Source organism: Knoellia aerolata DSM 18566, from assembly GCF_000768695.1.
GTDB classification, from domain to species: Bacteria; Actinomycetota; Actinomycetes; order Actinomycetales; family Dermatophilaceae; genus Knoellia; species Knoellia aerolata.
Genome location: NZ_AVPL01000002.1, coordinates 179892 through 200387, shown reverse-complemented (window position 1 = coordinate 200387; position 20496 = coordinate 179892). Strand labels below are relative to the sequence as shown.

Sequence of the window (20496 nt, the reverse complement as noted above, 5' to 3'; positions counted from 1 at the left end):
CTTGCTCTAAGCCTGGGCCTGGTCGTGCCGCGGCACGAGGGCGTGGACGAGGTAGCTCGCGACCTCACCGGGGGTGGTGCCTCGGCCGAAGATGCGGTCCACCCCGAGGGCGTCCTGCGAGCCCTCCTCGAAGCGCGGCCCGCCGACGACGAGGAGCGGCACCTCGCCGGCGGGGAAGGCCTCCCGGAACGCGGCCGACATCGCCTGGGTGTTGTGGATGTGCGCGTCGCGCTGGGTGACGACCTGGCTGACGAGGACCGCGTCGGCCTTCTCCTCGCGCGCCCGCTCGACGAGGTCGGGCACGAGGACCTGCGCGCCGAGGTTGACGACCCTGATCTCCCGGTAGTACTCGAGGCCCTTCTCGCCGGCGAACCCCTTGATGTTGAGGATCGCGTCGATGCCGACGGTGTGCGCGTCGGTGCCGATGCACGCGCCGACGACGACGAGCTTGCGGTGCAGCCGGCGCTTGATGGCGGCGTTGATCTCCTTGCCGGAGAGGAGCGGGAACTCGCGCTCGACGACCTCCACGAGGCCGGGCTCGACGAGGTGCTTCACCGAGCCGTAGACGACGAAGAACGTGAACCCGTCCCCGATGGACTTGTGGTGCACGACGATCGCCGGCTCGATGCCCATCTTCCCGGCGAGCTGGAGGGCGGCACCCTCGGCCCGCTTGCCGTTCGGCATGGGGAGCGTGAAGGAGACCTGGACCATCCCGTCGCCGGTCTGGTCACCGTAGGGACGGATGACCCGCGGGAGGGCAGTCACGTCGTCGGGGCTCGTCGGCTGGCTCGTCGCCCGGCTCATCGGGTTTGGCCGTTCTCGAGGAGGGTGATGGCCGGGTTGTCGTAGCCGGCCGCGCGGACGACGACCCCGTCGAGGCCCTTGCCCGCCGTCGCCGGACGCTTCATCTCACCGAAGGTGCCGTCAGCGATGGCCTCGAGCAACGGTGCCTTGCCCGGCTCGTCGTTGATCTCCTGGAGCAGGTCGATCGCCTCGGACAGCACCTGTCGGGCCCGGGTCTGGATGAACCCGTCCCGCGGCGGGTGGAAGTCCTCGGTGAGGCCGCCGGCGGCGCCCAGCACGTAGCGGACGTTCTGGAGGGCGATGTCGCGGTCCGAGATCCAGGGCGTGACGACCGCCTCGGTCATCATGCCGACGAGCAGGATGCTCTGCCCGGTGAGGGCGCCGGCGAGGTTGAAGAAGCCGTCGAGGAGGTTGCCCCGGAAGACGTCGCCGGTCATGTGCTTCGTGGGCGGCATCCACTTCAGCGGGGCGTCGGGGAAGAGCGTGCGGGCGAGCAGGGCGTGCGCGAGCTCCATCCGGAAGCTGTCGGGCAGGTCGGGGTTGATCTCGAAGGCGTGGCCCAGGCCGAGCTGCCAGTCCTCGAGCCCGGCCTCCTTGGCGAAGTACTCGTTGAGGAGCTGGCTCACCGTCACCGTGTGCGCGGCCTCGACCGCGTCGCTCGTCGTGAGGTAGTTGTCCTCGCCGGTGTTGATGATGATCCCGGCGCGCGCGTGGACCTGTCGGCTGAACCGCTGGTCGACGAAGGTGCGGATGGGGTTGATGTCGCGAAAGAGGATGCCGTACATCGAGTCGTTGAGCATCATGTCGAGCCGCTCGAGGCCGGCGAGGGCCGCGATCTCGGGCATGCACAGACCGCTCGCGTAGTTGGTGAGACGGATGTAGCGCCCCACCTCCTTGCTCGTCTCGTCGAGAGCGGCCCGCATGAGCCGGAAGTTCTCCTGGGTGGCGTAGGTGCCGGCGTAGCCCTCGCGGGTCGCGCCCTCGGGCACGTAGTCGAGCAGGCTCTGGCCGGTCGAGCGGATGACCGCGATGACGTCGGCGCCCTCGCGGGCGGCCTCCTGAGCCTGCGGGATGTCGTGGTAGATGTCGCCGGTGGCGACGATGAGGTACACCCACGGCCGCTGCTTCGGGTCGCCGTGGCGCTTGATGAGCCGGTCGCGCGTCGCGCGCTGTGCGTCGATGGTGCGGATGCCGCGTGCGACGGCCGTGCGCGACTGCCTGGCCGCAGCGGTGGCGTCCTTGCCCTCGGGGACCCGGAAGTCGACCGAGCGGCTGCTCGCCATCTGGGCGAGGGTCAGCAGGTCGGGAGCGGCGCCCCGACGCAGGGCGTCCCACACGGGCAGGGTGACACCGTGCTCGAGCCCGGCGCCCTCACGGACCGCGTCGACGAGGTGGTTGACCCACGGCACTCGTTCGTGGTCGGCCCCCGCGAGGCCGGCGAGGCGCAGGGTCGCTCGCTCGACCGAGACGGTCGTGTGCTGGTTGGCGATCCGCACGACCGGTCTGCCGACGGTGCGGGCGAGCGAGCGAGCGCGCCGGACATCGGCCCGGTCGAGCTCGAGGAGAGGGCGGGGACGTGGAGACACGACGGCAGAGTATCAACGATGCCGCCGATCCTTCGGTCAACACCCTCCTGGACCGCAAGATCGACAGCCTGCCCGCGTGGTCAGCCCAGCAGGGCCAGGCAGGCGCGGGCGATCTCGAGCTCCTCGTCGGTCGGCACGACCCAGGCCGCGACCCGACTTTGCGCGGTCGTGACCCGCCGCTCGATGCCACGGCAGTCGTTCGCCCCGGGATCGAGCTCGACCCCGAGGACCTCGAGCCCGGACAGCACCGCGGAGCGCACCGCGCTGCTGTTCTCCCCGATCCCTCCGGTGAACGCGATGGCGTCGACCCGGCCGAGGAGGACGGCATACGCCCCGACGTACTTGCGCAGTCGGTGCACCATGACGTCGAACGCGAGCATGGCGTCGGCGTCGCCGGCGGCGCGGCGGTCCTCGACCTCGCGCAGGTCGGAGACACCGGCGAGCCCCTTGAGGCCACTCGCCTTGTTGAGCGCCTCGTCGTAGGCCGTCGCGTCGAGCCCCGCGACCCGCCCCAGGTAGGCGCCGAGGGCGGGGTCGACGTCCCCCGAGCGGGTGCCCATGACGAGCCCCTCGAGCGGGGAGATGCCCATCGAGGTGTCGACGCTGCGGCCGCCGCGCACCGCACAGGCACTGGCCCCGTTGCCGAGGTGCAGCACGATGACGTTGCACTCCTCGGGGGCGAGCCCGAGGAGCTCGGCCGTGCGCCCGGAGACGTAGCGGTGGGAGGTCCCGTGGAAGCCGTAGCGGCGGACCCTGTGGTGCTCCCGCCACGGCGCCGGGACGGCATACGTGTACGCCTCCGGCGCCAGGGTCTGGTGGAACGCCGTGTCGAAGACGGCGACCTGCGGGACGTCCGGGAAGGCCGCCCGCGCACCGCGGATGCCCTCGAGGTTGCCGGGGTTGTGCAGCGGCGCCAGCGGGACGAGCGCGCGGATCGCGGACACGACGTCGTCGTCGATGACGACCGGATGGGTGAAGTCGGGACCGCCGTGCACGACCCGGTGCCCGACGGCGAAGAGCCCCAGCCCGCCGAGGTCGGGACCGTGCTCCCGCAGCGCCGCCCGCGCGGCGTCGAGGGCCTCGGTGTGGTCGCGGCAGGTGACGTCCTGCTCGTGGCTCTCGCCCTGCGTCGTGTGCCGCAGCCGCCCGGGCCCGCCGATCCGCTCGACGAGGCCGGTCGCCGCGGTGATCCCGGTGTCGGCGTCGAGCACCTGGTACTTGAGCGAGGACGACCCCGCGTTGACGACGAGGACGGGTCTCGGGTCGCTCATCGGGCGCCGGCCTGGACCGCGGTGATGGCCACCGTGTTGACGATGTCGCGGACCAGGGCGCCGCGCGACAGGTCGTTGACCGGTCGGTTGAGGCCCTGGAGCACCGGACCGATCGCGACGGCCGACGCACTGCGCTGCACGGCCTTGTAGGTGTTGTTGCCGGTGTTGAGGTCGGGGAAGACGAGGACGGTGGCCCGCCCGGCCACGGGGCTGTCCTTGAGCTTGGCCGCGGCGACGTGGGGGTCGACGGCGGCGTCGTACTGGATGGGTCCCTCGACGAGCAGCTCGGGCGCCCGCTCGTGCACGAGCGCCGTGGCGGCCCGGACCTTCTCGACGTCGGCGCCCGTCCCCGACTCCCCCGTCGAGTAGGACAGCATCGCCACCCGCGGCTCGATGCCGAAGCCCTGCGCCGTGCGGGCGGAGGAGATGGCGATGTCGGCGAGCTGCTCGGCGGTGGGGTCGGGGTTGACGGCGCAGTCCCCGTAGACGAGGACGCGGTCGGACAGGCACATGAGGAAGACGCTCGAGACCACCGACACGTCCGGTGCGGTGCGCACGATCTCGAGCGCGGGGCGGATCGTGTGGGCCGTGGTGGTGATGCAGCCCGAGACCATCCCGTCGGCGAGCCGCTGGTGGACCATCATCGTCCCGAAGTACGACGGGTCGATCACCCGGTCACGCGCCTGGTCGAGGGTGACGCCCTTGTGGGCGCGGATCTCGGCGTACTCGGCCGCGAAGCCTTCTCGCAGGGGGCTGGTGGCCGGGTCGATGATCTCCGCCGCGGCGATGTCCACCCCGAGCCGGGCGGCGTGGGCGCGCACGGTGTCCTCGTCACCGAGGAGGGTGAGCCGGGCGATGCCCCGGGCGAGGACGGTGTCGGCGGCGAGGAGGATCCGGTCCTCGGCGCCCTCGGGCAGGACGATGTGCGCGTGCGACGCGCGGGCTGCGTCGACGAGGCGGTGCTCGAACATCAGCGGCGTGACGGCCCCGCCACCCGTGGTCGCGACCGGCCCGAGGAGCGCCTCCGCGTCGAGCCCGCGCTCGACCATGGCGACGGCGGCGCCGAGCTTGCGGGTGGATTCCGGGGTGAGGCGCCCGCGCGCCGCCCCGAGGCTGCTCGCGGTGGCCATGGTGCCGCCGTCGGTGGCGATGACCGGCAGGACGACGTCGAGCCCCTCGATGAGCCGCTCCACCTGCGGGGGCAGCGGGAAGCCGCCGTTGAGGACGATCCCGGACAGGCTCGGGAACGTCTTGGACCGGTGCGCGAGCAGCACGCCGATGACGACGTCCTCGCGGTCGCCGGGCACGATGACGACGCCTCCCTCGATGAGGCGGTCGAGGACGTGCGGCATCGTCATCGCGGCGACGACGAGGCCCATGCACTCCCGGTCCAGCGACGCGGGGTCCCCGTGCACGAGCCGGCCGGAGCAGGCGTCCATGAGGTCCTTGACGGTGGGCGCCCGCAGCAGGGGGGTCTCGGGCAGGGCCTGCACGGGCACGCCGACCCGCTCCGCGACCGCGGACCTCACCTCGGCCAGCACGGTCGGCTCCACCTGGTTGGCGACCACGCCGGTCACGTGCGCGTGGACCCCCCGGGCCGCGGCGACGGCCATCTCCGCCGTCGTGGCCACCTCGAACGGCGCCTGTCCGTGGGCGGGGATGACGAGCAGCAGGCGGGACCCGAGGTTGGCGGCCACCGCCGCGTTGACGGAGAACTCGGTCGGGGCCGCGACGTCGGTGAAGTCCGAGCCCACGACGAGGACGACGTCGTGCTCACGCGCGACGTCGTGGAAGCGGTCGACGATCGCCCCCATGGCGCGCTCGGGGGCGTCGTGCAGGTCGTCGTAGGTCACACCGCACGCCTGCTCGACCGACTGGGTGCCGGGCAGCCGCGCCAGCAGCGTCCGGACGAGCTCGTCGGGCTCCCCTGCGCGCACGATCGGCCGGAACACCCCCACGCGACCGGCGCGTCGACTCAGCTGCTCGAGCAGGCCGACGGCGACCGCTGACTTGCCGGAGCGTGCCTGGGTACCCGCGATGTAGATGCTCGTCGCCACACCGCGAAACTACCCTGCTACTCGCGGAGCCGGCTCTCGAACAGGGCCCGCACCGAGGCGTCGCGCCGCACCAGGTCCACCGCGTATGCCGCGTGGCCGGGGACGTAGCCGTTGCCGACGAGCATGGTGACGTCCGCCGCCAGGCCCTCGGCGCCGAGGGCGGCGGCGGCGAAGCTCGTCGCCATCGAGAAGAAGATCACGGTGCCGCCGTCGAGCGTGGCGAGGATCGCGGGCTGCTCGCAGCCGGTGACGTCGACGCAGACGACCGTGAGGTCGGCGGGTCCCCCGGCGCCCGCGAGCGCCTCGGCCAGGCCCAGCGGGTTGCGGGCGTCCGCGACGACGACGTGGGTCGCGAGGCCCGTGCCGCCCAGCAGCTCGGCCTCCGCCTCGTCGCGGACCACCGCGACCCGACGGGTGGCCCCCGCGTCCGCGGCGGCGGCCAGCGAGAGCGAGCCGGACTTGCCCGCTCCCCCGAGCACGACGACCGAGACGTCGTCCCCCCGACCGGGGCGGACGGCATACGACGTGACGGTCCTGGACACGAGCGCCGGCGCGCCACAGACGTCCATGACCATGAGCGCGAGCTCGGGTGACAGGTCCTCGGGCAGGATCGCGGCGATCGACCGGCCGAAGAGGATCGCGTGGCCGCGCGCGGGGACCCGCTCGCCCCGGCCGTCCCACCGCTCGAGGCCGTCGGTGATCGAGAGCGGGGTGAGCGAGAGCGAGACGAGCGTGGCCACGCGGTCACCCGGGCGGAGCCCGAGCGGGGACTGCGGGCCGACCTCGGCCACCGTGCCGATGAGCATGCCGCCGCTGCCGGTCACGGGGTTCTGCATCTTGCCCCGCTCCCCCACGATCTCGAGGACCTCGGCGCGGATCGCCGCGCCGTCGCCGCCGTGCTTGTCGTGCAGCTGGCGGTAGGAGGCGGCGTCGAGGTTGAGGGTCTCGACGTCGATGCGCACCTCGTCCGGCCAGATCTCCGCCCGGGTGTCGAGGACGCGCGCGGCCTGCGGGAGGGAGGCCCCCGCGGGGTCGACGACGCGGTGCACCCCGAGTGGGGACGAGACGACGCTGGGCGGGACGGACACGCAAGTTCTCCTGTCTGGCGACACGCGGCAACAAATATTGCGGTAGGAATGTGACGAGCGGGCGATCTGTCCGTATCCTCGCATGCATGACGACGAACATCGAGCAGCCCTACGTCTACCGGCAGCGGGAGCTCGTCGAGCCCGACTGGACCCGCTTCCCCGGATGGCGGGCGGTCACCGCGACCGACTGGGCCAGCGCCCAGTGGCAGCGCGCCCACTGCGTCAAGAACGTCGCGCAGCTGCGCACCCTCATGGGCGACCTGCTCACCGACGCGTTCTACGAGGACCTCGAGCGCGACCAGGCCGAGCGGGCGACGATGTCGATGCTCGTCCCGCCGCAGATGCTCAACACGATGGTGAGCGAGATGAGCTGGGCCGACGGCTCCATGCCCGCCGCCGGCGCCGCGTTCACCGAGGCGTTCCTCGCCGACCCGGTGCGCCGCTACATGCTCCCCGTCTTCAGCGACCGCCGCACCGACTGGGCCTCGCACCCGTTCGCGGCCCGCGACAGCCTCCACGAGCACGACATGTGGGCGGTCGAGGGCCTGACCCACCGCTACCCCACCAAGGTGCTCGCCGAGATGCTGCCGACGTGCCCGCAGTACTGCGGCCACTGCACCCGCATGGACCTCGTCGGGAACTCCACGCCCCAGGTGCTCAAGCTCAAGCTCGCCGGCAAGCCGGTCGACCGCCACGCCGCGATGCTCGACTACCTCCAGCGCACGCCGCAGGTGCGCGACGTCGTCGTCTCCGGTGGCGACGTCGCCAACATGCCGTGGAAGAACCTCGAGGGATTCCTCGACAAGCTCCTGCGGATCGACAACATCCGCGACATCCGGCTCGCGACGAAGGCGCTCATGGGGCTGCCGCAGCACTGGCTCCAGGACGACGTCGTCGAGGGCGTCGCCCGCGTCTCGGCCCTGGCCCGCTCGCGCGGTGTCTCGCTCGCCATCCACACCCACGTCAACCACGCCCAGTCGGTCACGCCGCTCGTCGCGGCGGCCTCGAAGGCGATGCTCGACGCGGGCGTGCGCGACGTCCGCAACCAGGGCGTGCTCATGCGCGGCGTCAACGACACGAGCGAGGACCTGCTCGACCTCTGCTTCGCCCTCCAGGACGAGGCGATGATCACGCCGTACTACTTCTACATGTGCGACATGATCCCGTTCTCGGAGCACTGGCGGCTGGCCCTGCACGAGGCCCAGCACCTGCAGCACACGATCATGGGCTACCTCCCCGGCTTCGCCACCCCGCGCATCGTCTGCGACGTGCCGTTCGTCGGCAAGCGCTGGGTCCACCAGGTCGACAGCTACGACCGCGAGAAGGGGATGTCGTTCTGGCGCAAGAACTACCGCACCTCGATCGAGGGTGAGGACGCGTCCGCCCTGTCGCGCGAGTACGTCTACTACGACCCGATCTACACCCTCCCCGAGGCCGGACAGGACTGGTGGCGCTCCAACACCGACGTCGACGAGGTGCACGCCGCTGCCCTCGCCGGTGCCGTGGCCAGCCGCGACGCGTCGGTGCGCGACCTCGGCTGAACGGCGCGGTCCGGCCGAGGGCCCTTCGCCACGCGCGGGTGACCCGACGGCATACCCTCGCGTCATGGGACGCAAGGACCGCGGTGGCTCGGTGGGCACCCCGGCGACGGTCGCGCTGACCCGTGCCGGGATCGCGTATGCCGTCCGCGCCTACGAGCACGATCCTGCGGCGGAGTCGTTCGGTCTCGAGGCCGCCGAGGCACTGGGGGTGGAGCCGGCTCGCGTCCTCAAGACGCTGCTCGTCGACACCGGTCCCGGCCTGGCGGTGGGGATCGTGCCCGTGGACCGGCAGCTCGACCTCAAGGCGATGGCTTCGGCGCTGGGCGCAAAGCGAGTCTCGATGGCCGATCCCGTTGCGGCGGAACGCAGCTCGGGCTACGTCGTCGGCGGCATCTCTCCCATCGGGCAGAGGAGAGCGTTGCCGACGGTGCTCGACAGCTCGGCGGGCGCCCACGACACCGTCCTGGTCTCCGGGGGGCGACGCGGGCTCGACCTCGAGCTGTCACCCGACGACCTCGTCAGCCTGACCCGTGCGGTGATGGCACCGATCGCTCGCTAGGACGCCACGCGCAGGTGGTCGGGCATCTCGCGGACGTGGTTGTCGGAGGCGAGGTAGGTGCCGAGCAGGGTGATGTCCTGCTCCCGGCACACCTCGACCACGGCCTGGTGGCAGGCTCGGTCGTCGTCGGTGAACAGTCCCTGCCCCGGGCGGCCGATGGCGACCACCACCGCTGGGACGTCGAACTGGCCGAGGAACGTGCGCAGCACCTGGTGCACCTTCGAGGCGTCGGGGACGCCCATCTCCTCGACGAGGATCGGTGTCGTGCAGAGGTGGTCGCCGTCGAGGAGGAGGAGGGCGACGCACCCACCCTCCCTGGCAGCGAGCGTGACGACGAGGTCGACGAGGTCGCTCCGCAGCGTCGGGTCGTCGAGGGGCAGGTCGCGGGAGTGCGGTGGCAGGTCGTGGAAGGTCATGGACCGATCGTGCCGAAGACCGTCGGGGTCGCTGCGGACTTTTCCACAGGGGGGCGCGGCGCTACTCCCAGGGAGTGGAGAGCACGACCGTCGTCTTGGTGGAGACGTTGGCCGCGGCCCGGATGCGGGCCAACAGCTCCTCGAGCTCGAGCGGCGTGGCCACCCGCACCTTGAGGATGTAGTTCATGTCGCCCGCGACCGAGTGGCACTCCTCGACGGCGTGCAGGTCGCGGATCCGCTCCGGGATGTCGTCGGGCGCGGCGGGATCCAGCGGCGTGATCGAGATGAAGGCGGTCATCGCCACCCCGACGGCGGCGTGGTCGACCCGGGCGGTGTAGCCCTTGATGACGCCGCGCTTCTCGAGCCGACGGACGCGCTGGTGCACCGCGGACGTCGACATGCCCAGCGCCCGGCCGAGGTCGGTGTAGCTCATCCGCCCGTCGCTCGAGAGCTGCTCCACGATCTTGCGGTCCAGGTCCTCCACGTCGCCAACCCTAGTCACACGGGGCACGATGCTCGTCATGACCGCAGCCGACACACCGCCCGGCAGCCCCCCGCGGGGCGCGTGTGGCACCCGCCTCCGTGAGCACCGTCGCCGTCGCGGTCACCGGCCTGCTCGCTCCGTCGGTCGGCGTGCGGGTCGCCGGCTCGGTGACCGGCGCTTTCTGACGAGGACGGTGCAATACCCTCGGGCTCATGTCGTCGACGTCTCGCCCCGCTGACAAGCTGCTCCTGCTCGACTCCGCCTCGCTCTACTTCCGGGCGTTCTTCGGCGTACCGGATCAGCGGGACTCCGCGGACGAGCACCCGACCAACGCGCTGCGCGGCTTCCTCGACATGATCGCGACCCTCGTCAACGCGCACCGGCCGACGCACCTCGTCGCGTGCTGGGACGACGACTGGCGTCCGCAGTTCCGGGTCGACCTCATCCCGACCTACAAGACCCACCGCCTCACCGAGGGCAGCGACGTCGTCGAGGAGTCCCCCGACGACCTCACCCCCCAGGTCCCCCTCATCCGGGACGCTCTGGCCGCCCTCGGGATCCCCCGCCTCGGGGCGCCGGGCTTCGAGGCCGACGACGTCATCGGCACCCTCGTGGAGCGCCACCGCGGGTCGATGGCGATCGACGTCGTCACCGGCGACCGCGACCTGCTCCAGCTCATCGACGACGCGCACCGGGTCCGCGTCCTCTACACCGGCAAGGGCGGGGTGCGTGAGCCCGACATCGGGACGCAGGCGTACCTGCAGGAGAAGTACGCCGTCCCCGACGGCGACGCCTACGCCGACATGTCGATCCTGCGCGGCGACACCAGTGACGGCCTGCCCGGCGTCAAGGGCATCGGGTACAAGACCGCGGCACAGCTCATCGCGGCATACGGGTCCCTGGCCGGGCTGCGCAAAGCCGTCGCCGACGGTGACCCGGCCATCAAGGGCGCGCGGCGGACCCACCTCGAGGCGGCCAGCGCCTACCTCGACGTGGCCCCCCGGGTCGTCCGGGTCGCCCGGGACGCCCCCGTGGCCGACGTGGACATCACGCTGCCGACCGCGGTGGCGGACACGCGCCTGCTGAGCGAGCTGGCCTCGACGTACGGCGTCACGAACCCGATCAACCGCGTCCTCGCGGCCCTCCAGATCCCCTGACCGGGCCCGGGACCCCGGGCGCGCGGCCTCGTGTCCTGTGCCCAACGGGGGAATGGGCGAGTTGGGGACGGTCAGGGCCTCCGCGACTGGGCGGCCGGCGGCGTGTCGTGTGCCCAACGGGGGAATTGGCGAGTTGGGGACGGTCAGTCGAGCCGGTCGGCCGCGACGACACCTCGCCGCACCCCGTCGATCGCCTTGCGGGCGGTGCGGCGCAGCTCGCTGTCGGGCGCGGCGTCGCCGATCTGGCCGAGCAGGTCGACGATCTGCTTGCACCGGCGCACGAAGTCACCGGCCGCCATGTCGCTCCCGCGGAGCACGGCGTCGAGCCCCTCGCCGCTGGCCCACCGGTGCACCATCCACGCCATGCCGCCGTCGGGCGCGTCGGTCCGCTCGAGGCCGTGCTCCTCCTCGAGGTCGTCGAGCTCGCTCCACCGGCGCTGCATCTCGGCGACCGCCACGGCCACGTCGTCCGTGGGCATCCGCGGTGACGGGTCGGCCTGCTCGTGGCGCGGCTCGTGCACCAGGGTCGAGACGCAGGCAGCGAGCCCGGCCGCGTCGAGGCGCTTCCAGATGTCGGCTCGCAGGCACTCGGCGGCGAGGAGGTCCCGCTCGGTGTAGAGGCGTCGCAGCCGCTCGCCACGATCGCTCACGGCGCCCTCGGCGTCGAGGTAGCCCAGGTCGGTGAGCACGACACAGATGCGGTCGAAGGTGCGGGCGACCGAGTTGGTGCGGCCCTCGACCTTGCGCTGGAGCCCGGAGGTCTCGCGCCTCAGGCGGTACCAGCGTTCGGCCCAGCGGGCGTGGTCCTCCCGCTCGGGGCACTGGTGGCAGGGGTGCGCCTTGAGCTCGCGGCGCAGGTGGTCGATGCGGTCGCTCTCCTGGGCGGCCTCCGCGGCACGCTCCTTGACCCGTTTCGGCGGCGGGTCGTGGGGCACCGCGATGCGCATCGTCGTGGCGAGGTCGCGGCGCGACTTCGGTGACTTGGGGTTGAAGTGCTTGGGCACGGTGATGCGGGTGGCGGCCTCGACCGGCACGGGGACGTCGACGTGGGTCAGCCGGCGGAACTGCCGGTCCTCGGTGACGACCCCCGGTCCGCTGGGCGCGCCCTTGCCGGACCTCGCCGCCTGGACCACGACGGCCCACCCCGACCGCCGGCCGGCGGGCACCTTGATGACGTCACCCACCTTGAGGACGTCGAGGCTGACCGCGGCCTCGGCCCGGCGGCTGGCGGACCGCTTCTTGGCGCCGTCCTTCTCAGCGTCGGCGATGGCGCGGCGCAGCCCGGAGTACTCCCGGAAGTCGCCGAGGTGGCAGTGCATCGACTCGGCGTAGCCCTCGAGAGCCTCGTCGTTGCGGCGCACCTTGGTGGCGAGCCCGACGACCGCCCGGTCGGCCTGGAACTGCGCGAACGAGGTCTCGAGGATCTCGCGCGCCACCTGGCGGCCGACCTGCGCGACGAGGTTGACGGCCATGTTGTAGGTCGGGCGGAAGCTCGAGCGCAGTGGGTAGGTCCGGGTCGAGGCGAGACCGCCGACGGCGAGCGGGTCCAGCCCCCGGCTCCACTGCACGACGGCGTGACCCTCGATGTCGATGCCGCGTCGTCCGGCGCGGCCGGTGAGCTGGGTGTACTCGGCCGGTGTGACGTCGGCGTGCGTCTCGCCGTTGAACTTGACGAGCTTCTCGAGCACGACCGTCCGGGCCGGCATGTTGATGCCGAGGGCGAGGGTCTCGGTCGCGAACACCACCCGGATCCGACCGGCGGTGAAGAGCTCCTCGACGATCTCGCGGAACAGCGGCAGCATCCCGGCGTGGTGGCAGGCGAAGCCGCGCGAGAGGCCCTCGACGAAGTCCCAGTAGCCGAGCACACCGAGGTCCTCGTCGGCGAGTGCGCCCATGCGCTCCTCGACGTGGCGACGGATGCGGTCGCCCTCACGCTGCGGGATGAGCCGGGTGTCGGCCGCGAGCAGCTGTCCGACCGCACCCTCGCAGCCCATGCGGCTGAAGATGAACGTGATGGCCGGCAGCAGACCGTCGCGGTCGAGCTGGGCGATGACCTCGGCGCGGGTCGCTCCCCCACCGGGTCGTCCGCCGCGGACGAACCCGCGCTGCTCGCGTCCACCCGAGCCGTTCCCGCGCTCCGGCAGCGCGTGGCGACCGCGACCGTTGTCACGGGTGCTGCCCCGCACCCAGCCGTCGTCGACGCGGCGCTGCTCGGCGGAGCGGATCGCCTGGACGAGGTCCGGGTTGACCCGCGGGGTCGACCCGTCCTCCCGGGGCTCGGCCGTCTCGTCGACGAAGAGGTCGAACATCGAGCTGCCCACGAGCATGTGCTGCCACAACGGCACCGGACGGTGCTCCGAGACGACGACGGCGTGGTTGCCGCGCACCTCGGCGAGCCAGTCACCGAACTCCTCGGCGTTGCTCACGGTCGCCGACAGCGAGACCACCTGCACCGACTCCGGCAGGTGGATGATGACCTCCTCCCAGACGGCGCCCCGGAAGCGGTCGGCGAGGTAGTGGACCTCGTCCATGACGACGAAGCCGAGACCCGTGAGGGTGGAGCTGCCGGCATACACCATGTTGCGCAGCACCTCGGTGGTCATGACGACCACGGGGGCGTTGCCGTTGACCGACGAGTCGCCGGTGAGCAGGCCGACCCGGTCGACACCGTGGATGGCGACGAGGTCGTGGTACTTCTGGTTCGACAGGGCCTTGATCGGCGTCGTGTAGAACGCCTTGCGGCCGGTGGCGAGGGCCAGGTGCACGGCGAACTCGCCGACGATGGTCTTGCCGGCGCCGGTGGGTGCGGCCACGAGGACGCCCCGCCCGGCCTCGACCGCCTGGCACCCCTGCACCTGGAAGTCGTCGAGAGGGAACTCCAACGAGGCCGTGAATGCCGCGAGATGTGGCCCCGGAGTGCTCATGCGGCTCAGGCTACGTCAGGACGGTCACGGCGCCCGGGACGACCTCGCACTCCATCGGCAGCGGTCCGAAGCGCTCCCCGTCGGCGTACGCGACGATCCCCGTCGCCTCGAGCCGGACGCGACGGCCCTGCAGGATCTCGACGGCCGGGTGACCGACGTGGGCGCCCGAGAAGACCTTCGGGAAGACGCGCAGCAGGGTCGGGGTGGACACCTCGTGGAGGACGAGCACGTCGAGCAGCCCGTCGTCGTAGGACGCCGCCGGCACCACCCGCATGCCCCCGCCGTATGACGGCCCGTTGGCGACCGCGACGAGCATCGCCCTGGTCTCGTGACGCGTCCCATCGATCTCGATGACGTAGGGGATCGGCCGGAAGACGCCGAGCTCGCGCAGGATCGCGAGGTTGTACCTCATCTGCCCCTTGGGCCATCGCCAGCCGTTGGCGCGCTCGTTGACGATGGCGTCGAACCCCGCCGCGAGGACACCCGCGAACCAGCGGTCCTCACCCCTGGGCGTGACGTGGCGGATGGCGTCGATGCGGCGGGTCCCGCCGTGCGTGATGCGCTCGACGGCCTTGACGGCGTCACGCACGGGCAGGCCGAGCTCGCGGGCGTTGTCGTTGCCGGTGCCCGAGGCGATGATGCCGAGCGGGATGTCGGTGCCGGCGACGAGGTTGACGCCGAGGTGGACCATGCCGTCACCCCCGGCGACGACGATGCAGTCGACCGCGTGGTCGGCGATGGCGGCTCGCCCGCGTTCCAGGGCGTGGGCCCCGTCCATGGCCGACAGGTCGACGACGTCGTGGCCCGCGGCGGCGAGGAACGTGGCCGCCTCCCGACCGATCCGGGCACCGGTGTTCTTGCCGGCGGTCGGGTTGATGACCATGCCGACGCGCAGCGACGCGGTCACAGGGCCGAGGCCTCGTCGTCCGAGGTCTCGAGCCAGTCCGGCCGAGCCTTCTCGCGACGACGGTCGATGAGGCGGGCGATCCCGTAGGCGACGAAGTACAGGAGGATCAGGGGCGCCGCGAGCAGGAACATCGTCATCGGGTCGGCGGTCGGGGTGGCCACGGCCGCGAACACGAAGATGAGGACGACGGCGACGCGCCACCCCTTGATCATCTTCTGCGCGGGCAGGATGCCGACCGCGTTGAAGGCGACGAGGAAGACAGGGAAGAGGAACCCGCCACCGAAGACGAGGATGAAGCGGGTGACGAACGAGAAGTAGGCCGACACCTGCTGGATGTTCGAGGTGCCCGACGGGGAGAAGCCGTAGAGGAGCTGGAGCGACTGCGGCAGCACGACGTAGCCGAGCAGGCAGCCACCGAGGAACAGCGGGACGGTCGCGGCGATGAAGGCCAGCGAGACCCGCTTCTCCTTCTTCGTCAGGCCCGGAACGACGAAGGCCCATGCCTGGTAGAGCCAGACCGGGCTGGCCGCGAGGACTCCGACGAAGACCGACAGCGTGATGAGGTTGGAGAAGGCCGAGGTCGCCTCGCCGAAGTTGAGGCTGATCGTGCTCGCCGGGTTGGACCGCTTGTAGTCGTTGAAGGGCGCCGCGAGGAACGTGAAGATCCGCTCGTAGTTCAGCCCGGCGGCGATTGCCGCGACGAGCACGGTGACCGCCGCGATGAGGATGCGCCGCCGGAACTCCCGCAGGTGGTCGCCGAGCGACATCCTGCCTTCGGGGTCACGCTCGCGCCGTCGAGGCAGCCGAGGACGACCGGGTCTCGCGACGCGGGCCATGGGACGAGAGGTCAGACGATCTTGCGGTCGCCGGACTGCTCGCCCGAGAGGTTGTCGGTGCGGGGTGTGTCCTCGACGATCGGCGAGGTACCGCGGGGGGCCGTCGGGTCGACATCGGCGTCACGACGCACCGTCTCACCGGTGACGGTCTCGGAGGGCTTCTTGTCCTTGCCGTCGTTCTTCATCTCGTCGACCTCGGACTTGAAGACGCGAGCCGAGCGACCGAGGCTGCGCGCCGCGTCGGGCAGGCGCTTCCACCCGAAGATGACGATGAGAAGCACCGCGATGATGATGATCTCGGGGGCGCCGAAGTTGCGAAGCATGATGCTGAGCCTTCTTCCGATGAGAGGTCTGCGGTCAGTCTACGTCGTGGGTGCGCGGAGCCAGGCCTGCGCGCGCCCGGTCGGCCACCCGTTGCCGCAGGTCGGGGGGTGAGACGACGACGGCGTGGCCGCCGAGGCGCAGGACGAGCCGCTCCAGCCAGGCCGTGTCGGCGGTCCGGAGGGTGATGGTGCGCGACCCGTCCGCGGCGTCGCTCGACGACTCGACGGGGTAGTAGTCGCTGACCCACAGCGCGCCCGGAAGGAGCCGCAACGTGACGACGAGGTCGTCCTCGGTGGGACTGAAGATGCTGTCGCCGACGTCGCGCGGCGAGACCCCCTCGGGTGGGGTGCCGTCCTCGTCGAGCACCGTGAGGGCCTCCACGCGGTCGAGCCGGAAGACCCGGACCCCCACGGCACGGTGGCACCAGCCCTCGAGGTACCAGAAGCCGTCGGCGGCGATGACCCGCATCGGGTCGACGTCGCGCTCGGTGGACTCGTCGCGCCCGGGCACGTGGTAGGTGAGGTGCAGCCGCCGGTGGCGCTGGACTCCCTCTCTGGCGCGGGCGAGGACGACGTCGTCGACCCCCGCACTCGCAAGGTCCACGGACACGCGGGCCGCCGGCTCCGCCGAGGTGCCGGCGGCCGCCTCGAGCTTGGCCAGGGCGCGCTCGATGGCGTCACGCTCGGTGAGCCCGGGGACGTCGAGGAGCGTGCGCAGCCCGACGATGAGGGTCACGGCCTCGTCCACCCCGAGGCGCAGGGGTCGGGAGATCGCGTCGGCGTTGCCCACGAAGACGCGGCCCCCCTCCCAGTCCGCCTCGATGAGCTCGTCGGGCATCTGCCCGTAGCCGCAGAGGAAGAGCAGGTTGAGGTCGGACTCGAGCTGCTCGACGGTGACGTCGAGGCCGCGCGCGGCCTCCTCGAGCTCGATCCCCTGGCGGTTGACGAGCCACGGGACCATCGTCAGGAGGCGGGTCAGGCGGCTCGTCGCCGTCTCGACGGCCATCAGGCCCTCGCCTCGTGCGCCGCGAGGGTGGCCCGCAGGTGCCGCTGGACGCGGTCGAGGAGCTCGGGCGGCTCGACGACGACGACGGCGTCCCCGTGGCCGGCCAGCTCGGCGGCGAACCCGTCGACGTCGTGGAAGTCGACGGACAGCTCCGACCACCCGCTGTCGGTCTCGGCGGTGGCCGTCGCGCGGCGGCGGAGGCTGTGCGCGGCACCCGGCCGGACGCGGACCCGCGCCGGGCGGACCTCGCCGCCCGCGTCAGAGCCCTCGACGAGGACCCGGGCCTCGTGGTCGGCGGGCACCTCGAACGACCCGGCGCGCCCAGCCGTGCGGACGCGGCCGTCGATCCGGGACAGCCGGAAGACCCGCGTGTCCTCGCGGTCGAGGTCGTGCCCGGCGAGGTACCAGCGGCCGTGCCACTGGACGAGCGACCAGGGCTGCACGTTGCGGGTCCGGGTCTCGCTCCCCTCCGGGCGGCGGTAGTCGAACGTGATCGGGGTGCGGCTCAGCACCGCGTCCTTGACCGCCTCGAACGCCGGCTCGGTCGTGCGCAGCCGCGGCTCGATGCCGATGAGGGCGCCCTCGTCGCGCTCGACGCCGGCCGCACGCAGCTTGCGCAGGGCCTCGGCCGCGGGGCCGGCCATCGAGGCGTGCGCCCAGCTGCGGCTGGCGAGGCCGAGGACGGCCAGCTCGTCGGGCTCGAAGTCGATGTCGGGCAGGGCGTAGTCGCGCTGGTTGATCCGGTAGCCGGGCTCGTCCTCGTGGAAGGCGTCGATCTCCTCGGTCGCGAGCGGCACGCCGAGACCGCGCAGCTCGTCCTTGTCACGCTCGAACATCCGGTCGAAGGCCTCGGTCGACGCGGTCGCGCCGTACTGGGGCACGAGCGTGCGGATCTGCGCCTTGGACAGCGGCCGCCGGGTGTAGAGGAGCACGAGCACGAGGTTGAGGAGGCGCTCGGTCTTGGCGGCCGTGCCCGTCGCTGCGCTCATGGCTGCGACGCTACTCGATAGCCTGCGCGGTGTGATGCAGTGGCGCGAGGGCGCGGTCGTCGAGACAATCCGGGAGTGGCCGGGAGCGGTGGAGTATGCCGTGAGGCTGGCTTCGCCCGACGGGACCGGGTCGGAGGTGCGCGCCCTCGCCTACACGGGGATGGTCGGGCGACCGGAGCCGGGTGACCGGGTGATCCTCAACGCCTCGGCCCTGCTCAAGGGGCTGGGCACGGGAGGCCTGGCCTTCGTCGTGGCGATCCCGGACCGCCTGCCGGACGACGCACCCGAGTCCCTGGGCCACATCGTCAAGGCGCGCTACACCCCCCAACAGCAGATGTTCCTCGCCGTGGACGAGCAGGACAGCATCCACCACGACGTCCTGCTCGACGCCGAGTCCCTCGACGGGATGCCGGTCGTCGTCTGCGACCTCCACTCGGCGCTGCCGGCGGTCATCGCCGGCGTGCGGCTCGCCCGCCCGGACGCCCGGGTCGCCTACGTCATGACCGACGGAGGAGCGCTGCCGATCGCGTTCTCCCGCGCCGTGGCCGGGCTGGCGGAGGCCGGCTGGCTCGCGGCGACCCTCACGGTCGGCCAGGCCTTCGGCGGTGACCACGAGGCCGTGTCCCTGCACAGCGGGCTGCTTGCCGCCCGTCACGTCGTGGGTGCCGACGTCACCGTCGTCGCGCAGGGGCCCGGCAACGTCGGCACCGGCACCCGCTGGGGCTACTCCGGCGTCGCGGCCGCCGAGGCGCTGCACGCCACCCACGTCCTGGGCGGCACCTCGATCGCTGCCCTGCGCGTGTCGGGAAGCGACCACCGCCCACGCCACCGCGGGATCTCACACCACAGCACGACGGCATACGGGGATGCGCTGCTCTCCGCCGCGATCGTGCCGGTCCTCGCGGGCGGGGGTGAGCTCGCGGCGCTGGTCCGCCGGCAGGCCACGGAGCTGGCCGCACGCAGCCGTGCCGACCTCGACGTCGTCGAGATCGGCACGGAGGGCGTGCTGGACGCGCTGCGACAGAGCCCGGTGCGGCTGTCGACGATGGGTCGGGGCCTCGAGGAGGACCTCGCCGCGTTCGTCCTCAGTGCCGTCGCGGGAGTGTGCGCCGCACAGCGGGTCAGCGAACGCTGACGAGGTCCACGACGAAGACGAGGCTCTCGCCGGGCGCGATGACGGCGCCGGCGCCGCGCTCCCCGTAGGCGAGGTCGCTGGGGATGTGCAGCCGGCGACGGCCGCCCTCCTTCATCCCGGCGATGCCGTCGTCCCAGCCGCGGATGACCTGGCCCACGCCGAGGCGGAAGGTCAGGGGCTCGCCGCGGTTCCAGGAGGCGTCGAACTCCTCCCCGGTGGAGTGCGCGACACCGACGTAGTGGCAGGACACGGTGGAGCCGGACGTGGCCTCGGCGCCGTCACCGACGGTGAGGTCCTCGATGACGAGCTCGGTGGGGACCTCGCCCGGGAAGTCGATCTCGGGGCGGGTCGTGTTCGGGTCGAAGCCCATGGGGTGGGGTCCTCTCGGGTGACGGTCGTGCGGACGGGTGGTGCGGATCAGACGGCGGCGAGGATGTCGACGACGAACACCATGGTGTCGGTGCCCTTGATCTCACCCTGGCCCTGGGCGCCGTAGCCGTCGGCCGGGGGGACGACGAGGAGCAGTCGGCTTCCGACGGTCTGGCCGACGATCGACTTGTCCCAGCCCGGGACGACCTGGCCGACACCGATGGCGGTCGTGAAGCCGGTGGCGTTGGAGTCGAAGACCTTGCCACTGCCCCAGAGCGCGCCGGTGTAGGCGACCCGGACGGTCTGGCCGGTCGCGACCTTGGCGCCCTTGCCCGTGACGAGCGGCTGCGTGACGAGGGTGGTGGGCGGCGCAGCCTTCGGCATGGTGATCGTCGCCTCCTTGCCCGGGTTCATCGTCACGGTGGGGAGCCCGGCCTTCGGTGCGACGGCGGCACCCTCGGCCTCCTTGAGGGACGGCGAGGCCTTGATGACGTCGACGACGAAGACGACGGGGTCCTCTGCCTTGAGGCCCAGGCCGGTGTTGCCCTGCGGCCCGAAGACGTCGGCGGACGGGGCGGCGAGCAGCAGGCGGGAGCCGGGCTTGGCGCCCTTGAGCTGGTTGGTGAGGATCGGCAGCATCTGCTGGTCGGACAGGTCGATGCCGAGCGTCTGGTTGTCCTTCCACGTGCTCGTCGCGACCTTGCCGTCGGTGCCGTTGACGATCTGGACGTGCACGGCGGTGAGGTCGCTCGCACCGAGGGGCGTCCCCTCGCCCTCGGTGATGACCCGCTTGACCTCTTCCGTGACCTTGAGCGGGGTCGGGGCGATGGTGACCTTCGGCTCGCTGGCGGCGCCACCCTCGACCTTGACCTGGGCGAGGGGGCCCGCGGCGGCAGGCGTGTCGCCGGATGATTCGCCACAGCCGACGAGGGCGACCAGGCCCATCGTCAGGGCGGCGGCGAGGGGAGCGAAACGGGCGCGGGACACAGGAGTACCTCAGATCGAGCGGGGTGGGGGAAGGCTCCACCATAACCACAGGACCTG

General features: G+C 72.0%; 19 protein-coding genes. 4 read left to right on the top strand and 15 right to left on the bottom strand.

Going from position 1 to position 20496, the window contains the following annotated elements; genetic code table 11:
- Positions 1-6: 6 nt before the first annotated feature.
- The 5 genes from kamE to kdd form a co-directional block, all read right to left on the bottom strand.
- A complete protein-coding gene (gene kamE, locus N801_RS02170) occupies positions 7-804 on the bottom strand; it encodes a lysine 5,6-aminomutase subunit beta (RefSeq protein ID WP_211254651.1) in 798 nt (265 codons plus the stop codon).
- Complete coding sequence (kamD, locus tag N801_RS02165; protein ID WP_035932310.1) at positions 801-2390, bottom strand: lysine 5,6-aminomutase subunit alpha; 1590 nt, start codon at positions 2388-2390, stop codon at positions 801-803. The genes kamE and kamD overlap by 4 nt, the downstream gene beginning before the upstream one ends.
- Positions 2391-2470: 80 nt before the next feature.
- The gene (locus N801_RS02160) at positions 2471-3661 is read right to left on the bottom strand and encodes an acetate/propionate family kinase (protein ID WP_035932308.1); all 1191 of its coding nucleotides are present in this window, start codon (positions 3659-3661) and stop codon (positions 2471-2473) included.
- Positions 3658-5718, bottom strand: a complete 2061-nt coding sequence (gene pta / locus N801_RS02155; RefSeq protein WP_035932306.1) for a phosphate acetyltransferase — start codon at positions 5716-5718, stop codon at positions 3658-3660. Before pta ends, N801_RS02160 begins: the two co-directional genes overlap by 4 nt.
- Positions 5719-5735: 17 nt before the next feature.
- Positions 5736-6806 carry an L-erythro-3,5-diaminohexanoate dehydrogenase gene (gene kdd / locus N801_RS02150; protein WP_035932304.1) on the bottom strand — a complete coding sequence of 357 codons (1071 nt, stop codon included), beginning with the start codon at positions 6804-6806 and terminating at the stop codon, positions 5736-5738.
- A gap of 86 nt (positions 6807-6892) precedes the next feature.
- On the opposite strand from kdd, the gene N801_RS02145 reads away from it, so the two are divergent.
- Positions 6893-8347 carry a KamA family radical SAM protein gene (locus tag N801_RS02145; RefSeq protein WP_035932303.1) on the top strand — a complete coding sequence of 485 codons (1455 nt, stop codon included), beginning with the start codon at positions 6893-6895 and terminating at the stop codon, positions 8345-8347.
- A 64-nt stretch (positions 8348-8411) separates the two neighbouring features.
- Positions 8412-8906 (top strand): Cys-tRNA(Pro) deacylase, encoded by a 495-nt coding sequence (gene ybaK / locus N801_RS02140; protein ID WP_035932302.1) that lies wholly within the window; start codon positions 8412-8414, stop codon positions 8904-8906.
- Here ybaK and N801_RS02135 read toward each other — a convergent pair.
- Entirely contained in the window at positions 8903-9322 is a 420-nt protein-coding gene (locus N801_RS02135; protein WP_035932301.1) for a hypothetical protein, read from the bottom strand. The genes ybaK and N801_RS02135 overlap by 4 nt on opposite strands.
- A gap of 61 nt (positions 9323-9383) precedes the next feature.
- Positions 9384-9806, bottom strand: a complete 423-nt coding sequence (locus N801_RS02130; RefSeq protein WP_035932300.1) for an Lrp/AsnC family transcriptional regulator — start codon at positions 9804-9806, stop codon at positions 9384-9386.
- A 212-nt stretch (positions 9807-10018) separates the two neighbouring features.
- Here N801_RS02130 and N801_RS02125 point away from each other — a divergent pair, with 212 nt between their 5' ends.
- Positions 10019-10963 carry a 5'-3' exonuclease gene (locus N801_RS02125; RefSeq protein ID WP_035932299.1) on the top strand — a complete coding sequence of 315 codons (945 nt, stop codon included), beginning with the start codon at positions 10019-10021 and terminating at the stop codon, positions 10961-10963.
- Positions 10964-11106: 143 nt separating this feature from the next.
- Here N801_RS02125 and N801_RS02120 read toward each other — a convergent pair whose 3' ends face one another.
- The 6 genes from N801_RS02120 to N801_RS02095 form a co-directional block, all read right to left on the bottom strand.
- Positions 11107-13887 carry a DEAD/DEAH box helicase gene (locus tag N801_RS02120; RefSeq protein WP_035932297.1) on the bottom strand — a complete coding sequence of 927 codons (2781 nt, stop codon included), beginning with the start codon at positions 13885-13887 and terminating at the stop codon, positions 11107-11109.
- Between the two features lie 10 nt (positions 13888-13897).
- A complete protein-coding gene (locus N801_RS02115) occupies positions 13898-14770 on the bottom strand; it encodes a diacylglycerol/lipid kinase family protein (RefSeq protein ID WP_035932393.1) in 873 nt (290 codons plus the stop codon).
- A 20-nt stretch (positions 14771-14790) separates the two neighbouring features.
- Positions 14791-15561, bottom strand: coding sequence for a twin-arginine translocase subunit TatC (gene tatC, locus N801_RS02110; protein ID WP_035932296.1), 771 nt, complete (start codon positions 15559-15561; stop codon positions 14791-14793).
- Between the two features lie 80 nt (positions 15562-15641).
- Positions 15642-15953, bottom strand: coding sequence for a Sec-independent protein translocase subunit TatA (tatA, locus tag N801_RS02105; RefSeq protein ID WP_035932295.1), 312 nt, complete (start codon positions 15951-15953; stop codon positions 15642-15644).
- A gap of 34 nt (positions 15954-15987) precedes the next feature.
- Positions 15988-16959, bottom strand: a complete 972-nt coding sequence (locus N801_RS02100) for a helix-turn-helix transcriptional regulator (RefSeq protein WP_035932294.1) — start codon at positions 16957-16959, stop codon at positions 15988-15990.
- Positions 16959-17948, bottom strand: a complete 990-nt coding sequence (locus tag N801_RS02095) for a helix-turn-helix transcriptional regulator (protein WP_035932293.1) — start codon at positions 17946-17948, stop codon at positions 16959-16961. The genes N801_RS02100 and N801_RS02095 overlap by 1 nt, the downstream gene beginning before the upstream one ends.
- Before the next feature lie 31 nt (positions 17949-17979).
- Between N801_RS02095 and N801_RS02090 the strand changes: the two genes are divergently transcribed.
- Positions 17980-19083 (top strand): DUF3866 family protein, encoded by a 1104-nt coding sequence (locus tag N801_RS02090; RefSeq protein WP_439330529.1) that lies wholly within the window; start codon positions 17980-17982, stop codon positions 19081-19083.
- Here the strand turns inward: N801_RS02090 and N801_RS02085 are convergent.
- Positions 19070-19453, bottom strand: a complete 384-nt coding sequence (locus tag N801_RS02085; protein ID WP_035932292.1) for an FKBP-type peptidyl-prolyl cis-trans isomerase — start codon at positions 19451-19453, stop codon at positions 19070-19072. The two genes, N801_RS02090 and N801_RS02085, sit on opposite strands and share 14 nt — an antisense overlap.
- Positions 19454-19500: 47 nt before the next feature.
- A complete protein-coding gene (locus N801_RS02080; RefSeq protein ID WP_052112508.1) occupies positions 19501-20439 on the bottom strand; it encodes an FKBP-type peptidyl-prolyl cis-trans isomerase in 939 nt (312 codons plus the stop codon).
- Between the last annotated feature and the right edge of the window lie 57 nt (positions 20440-20496).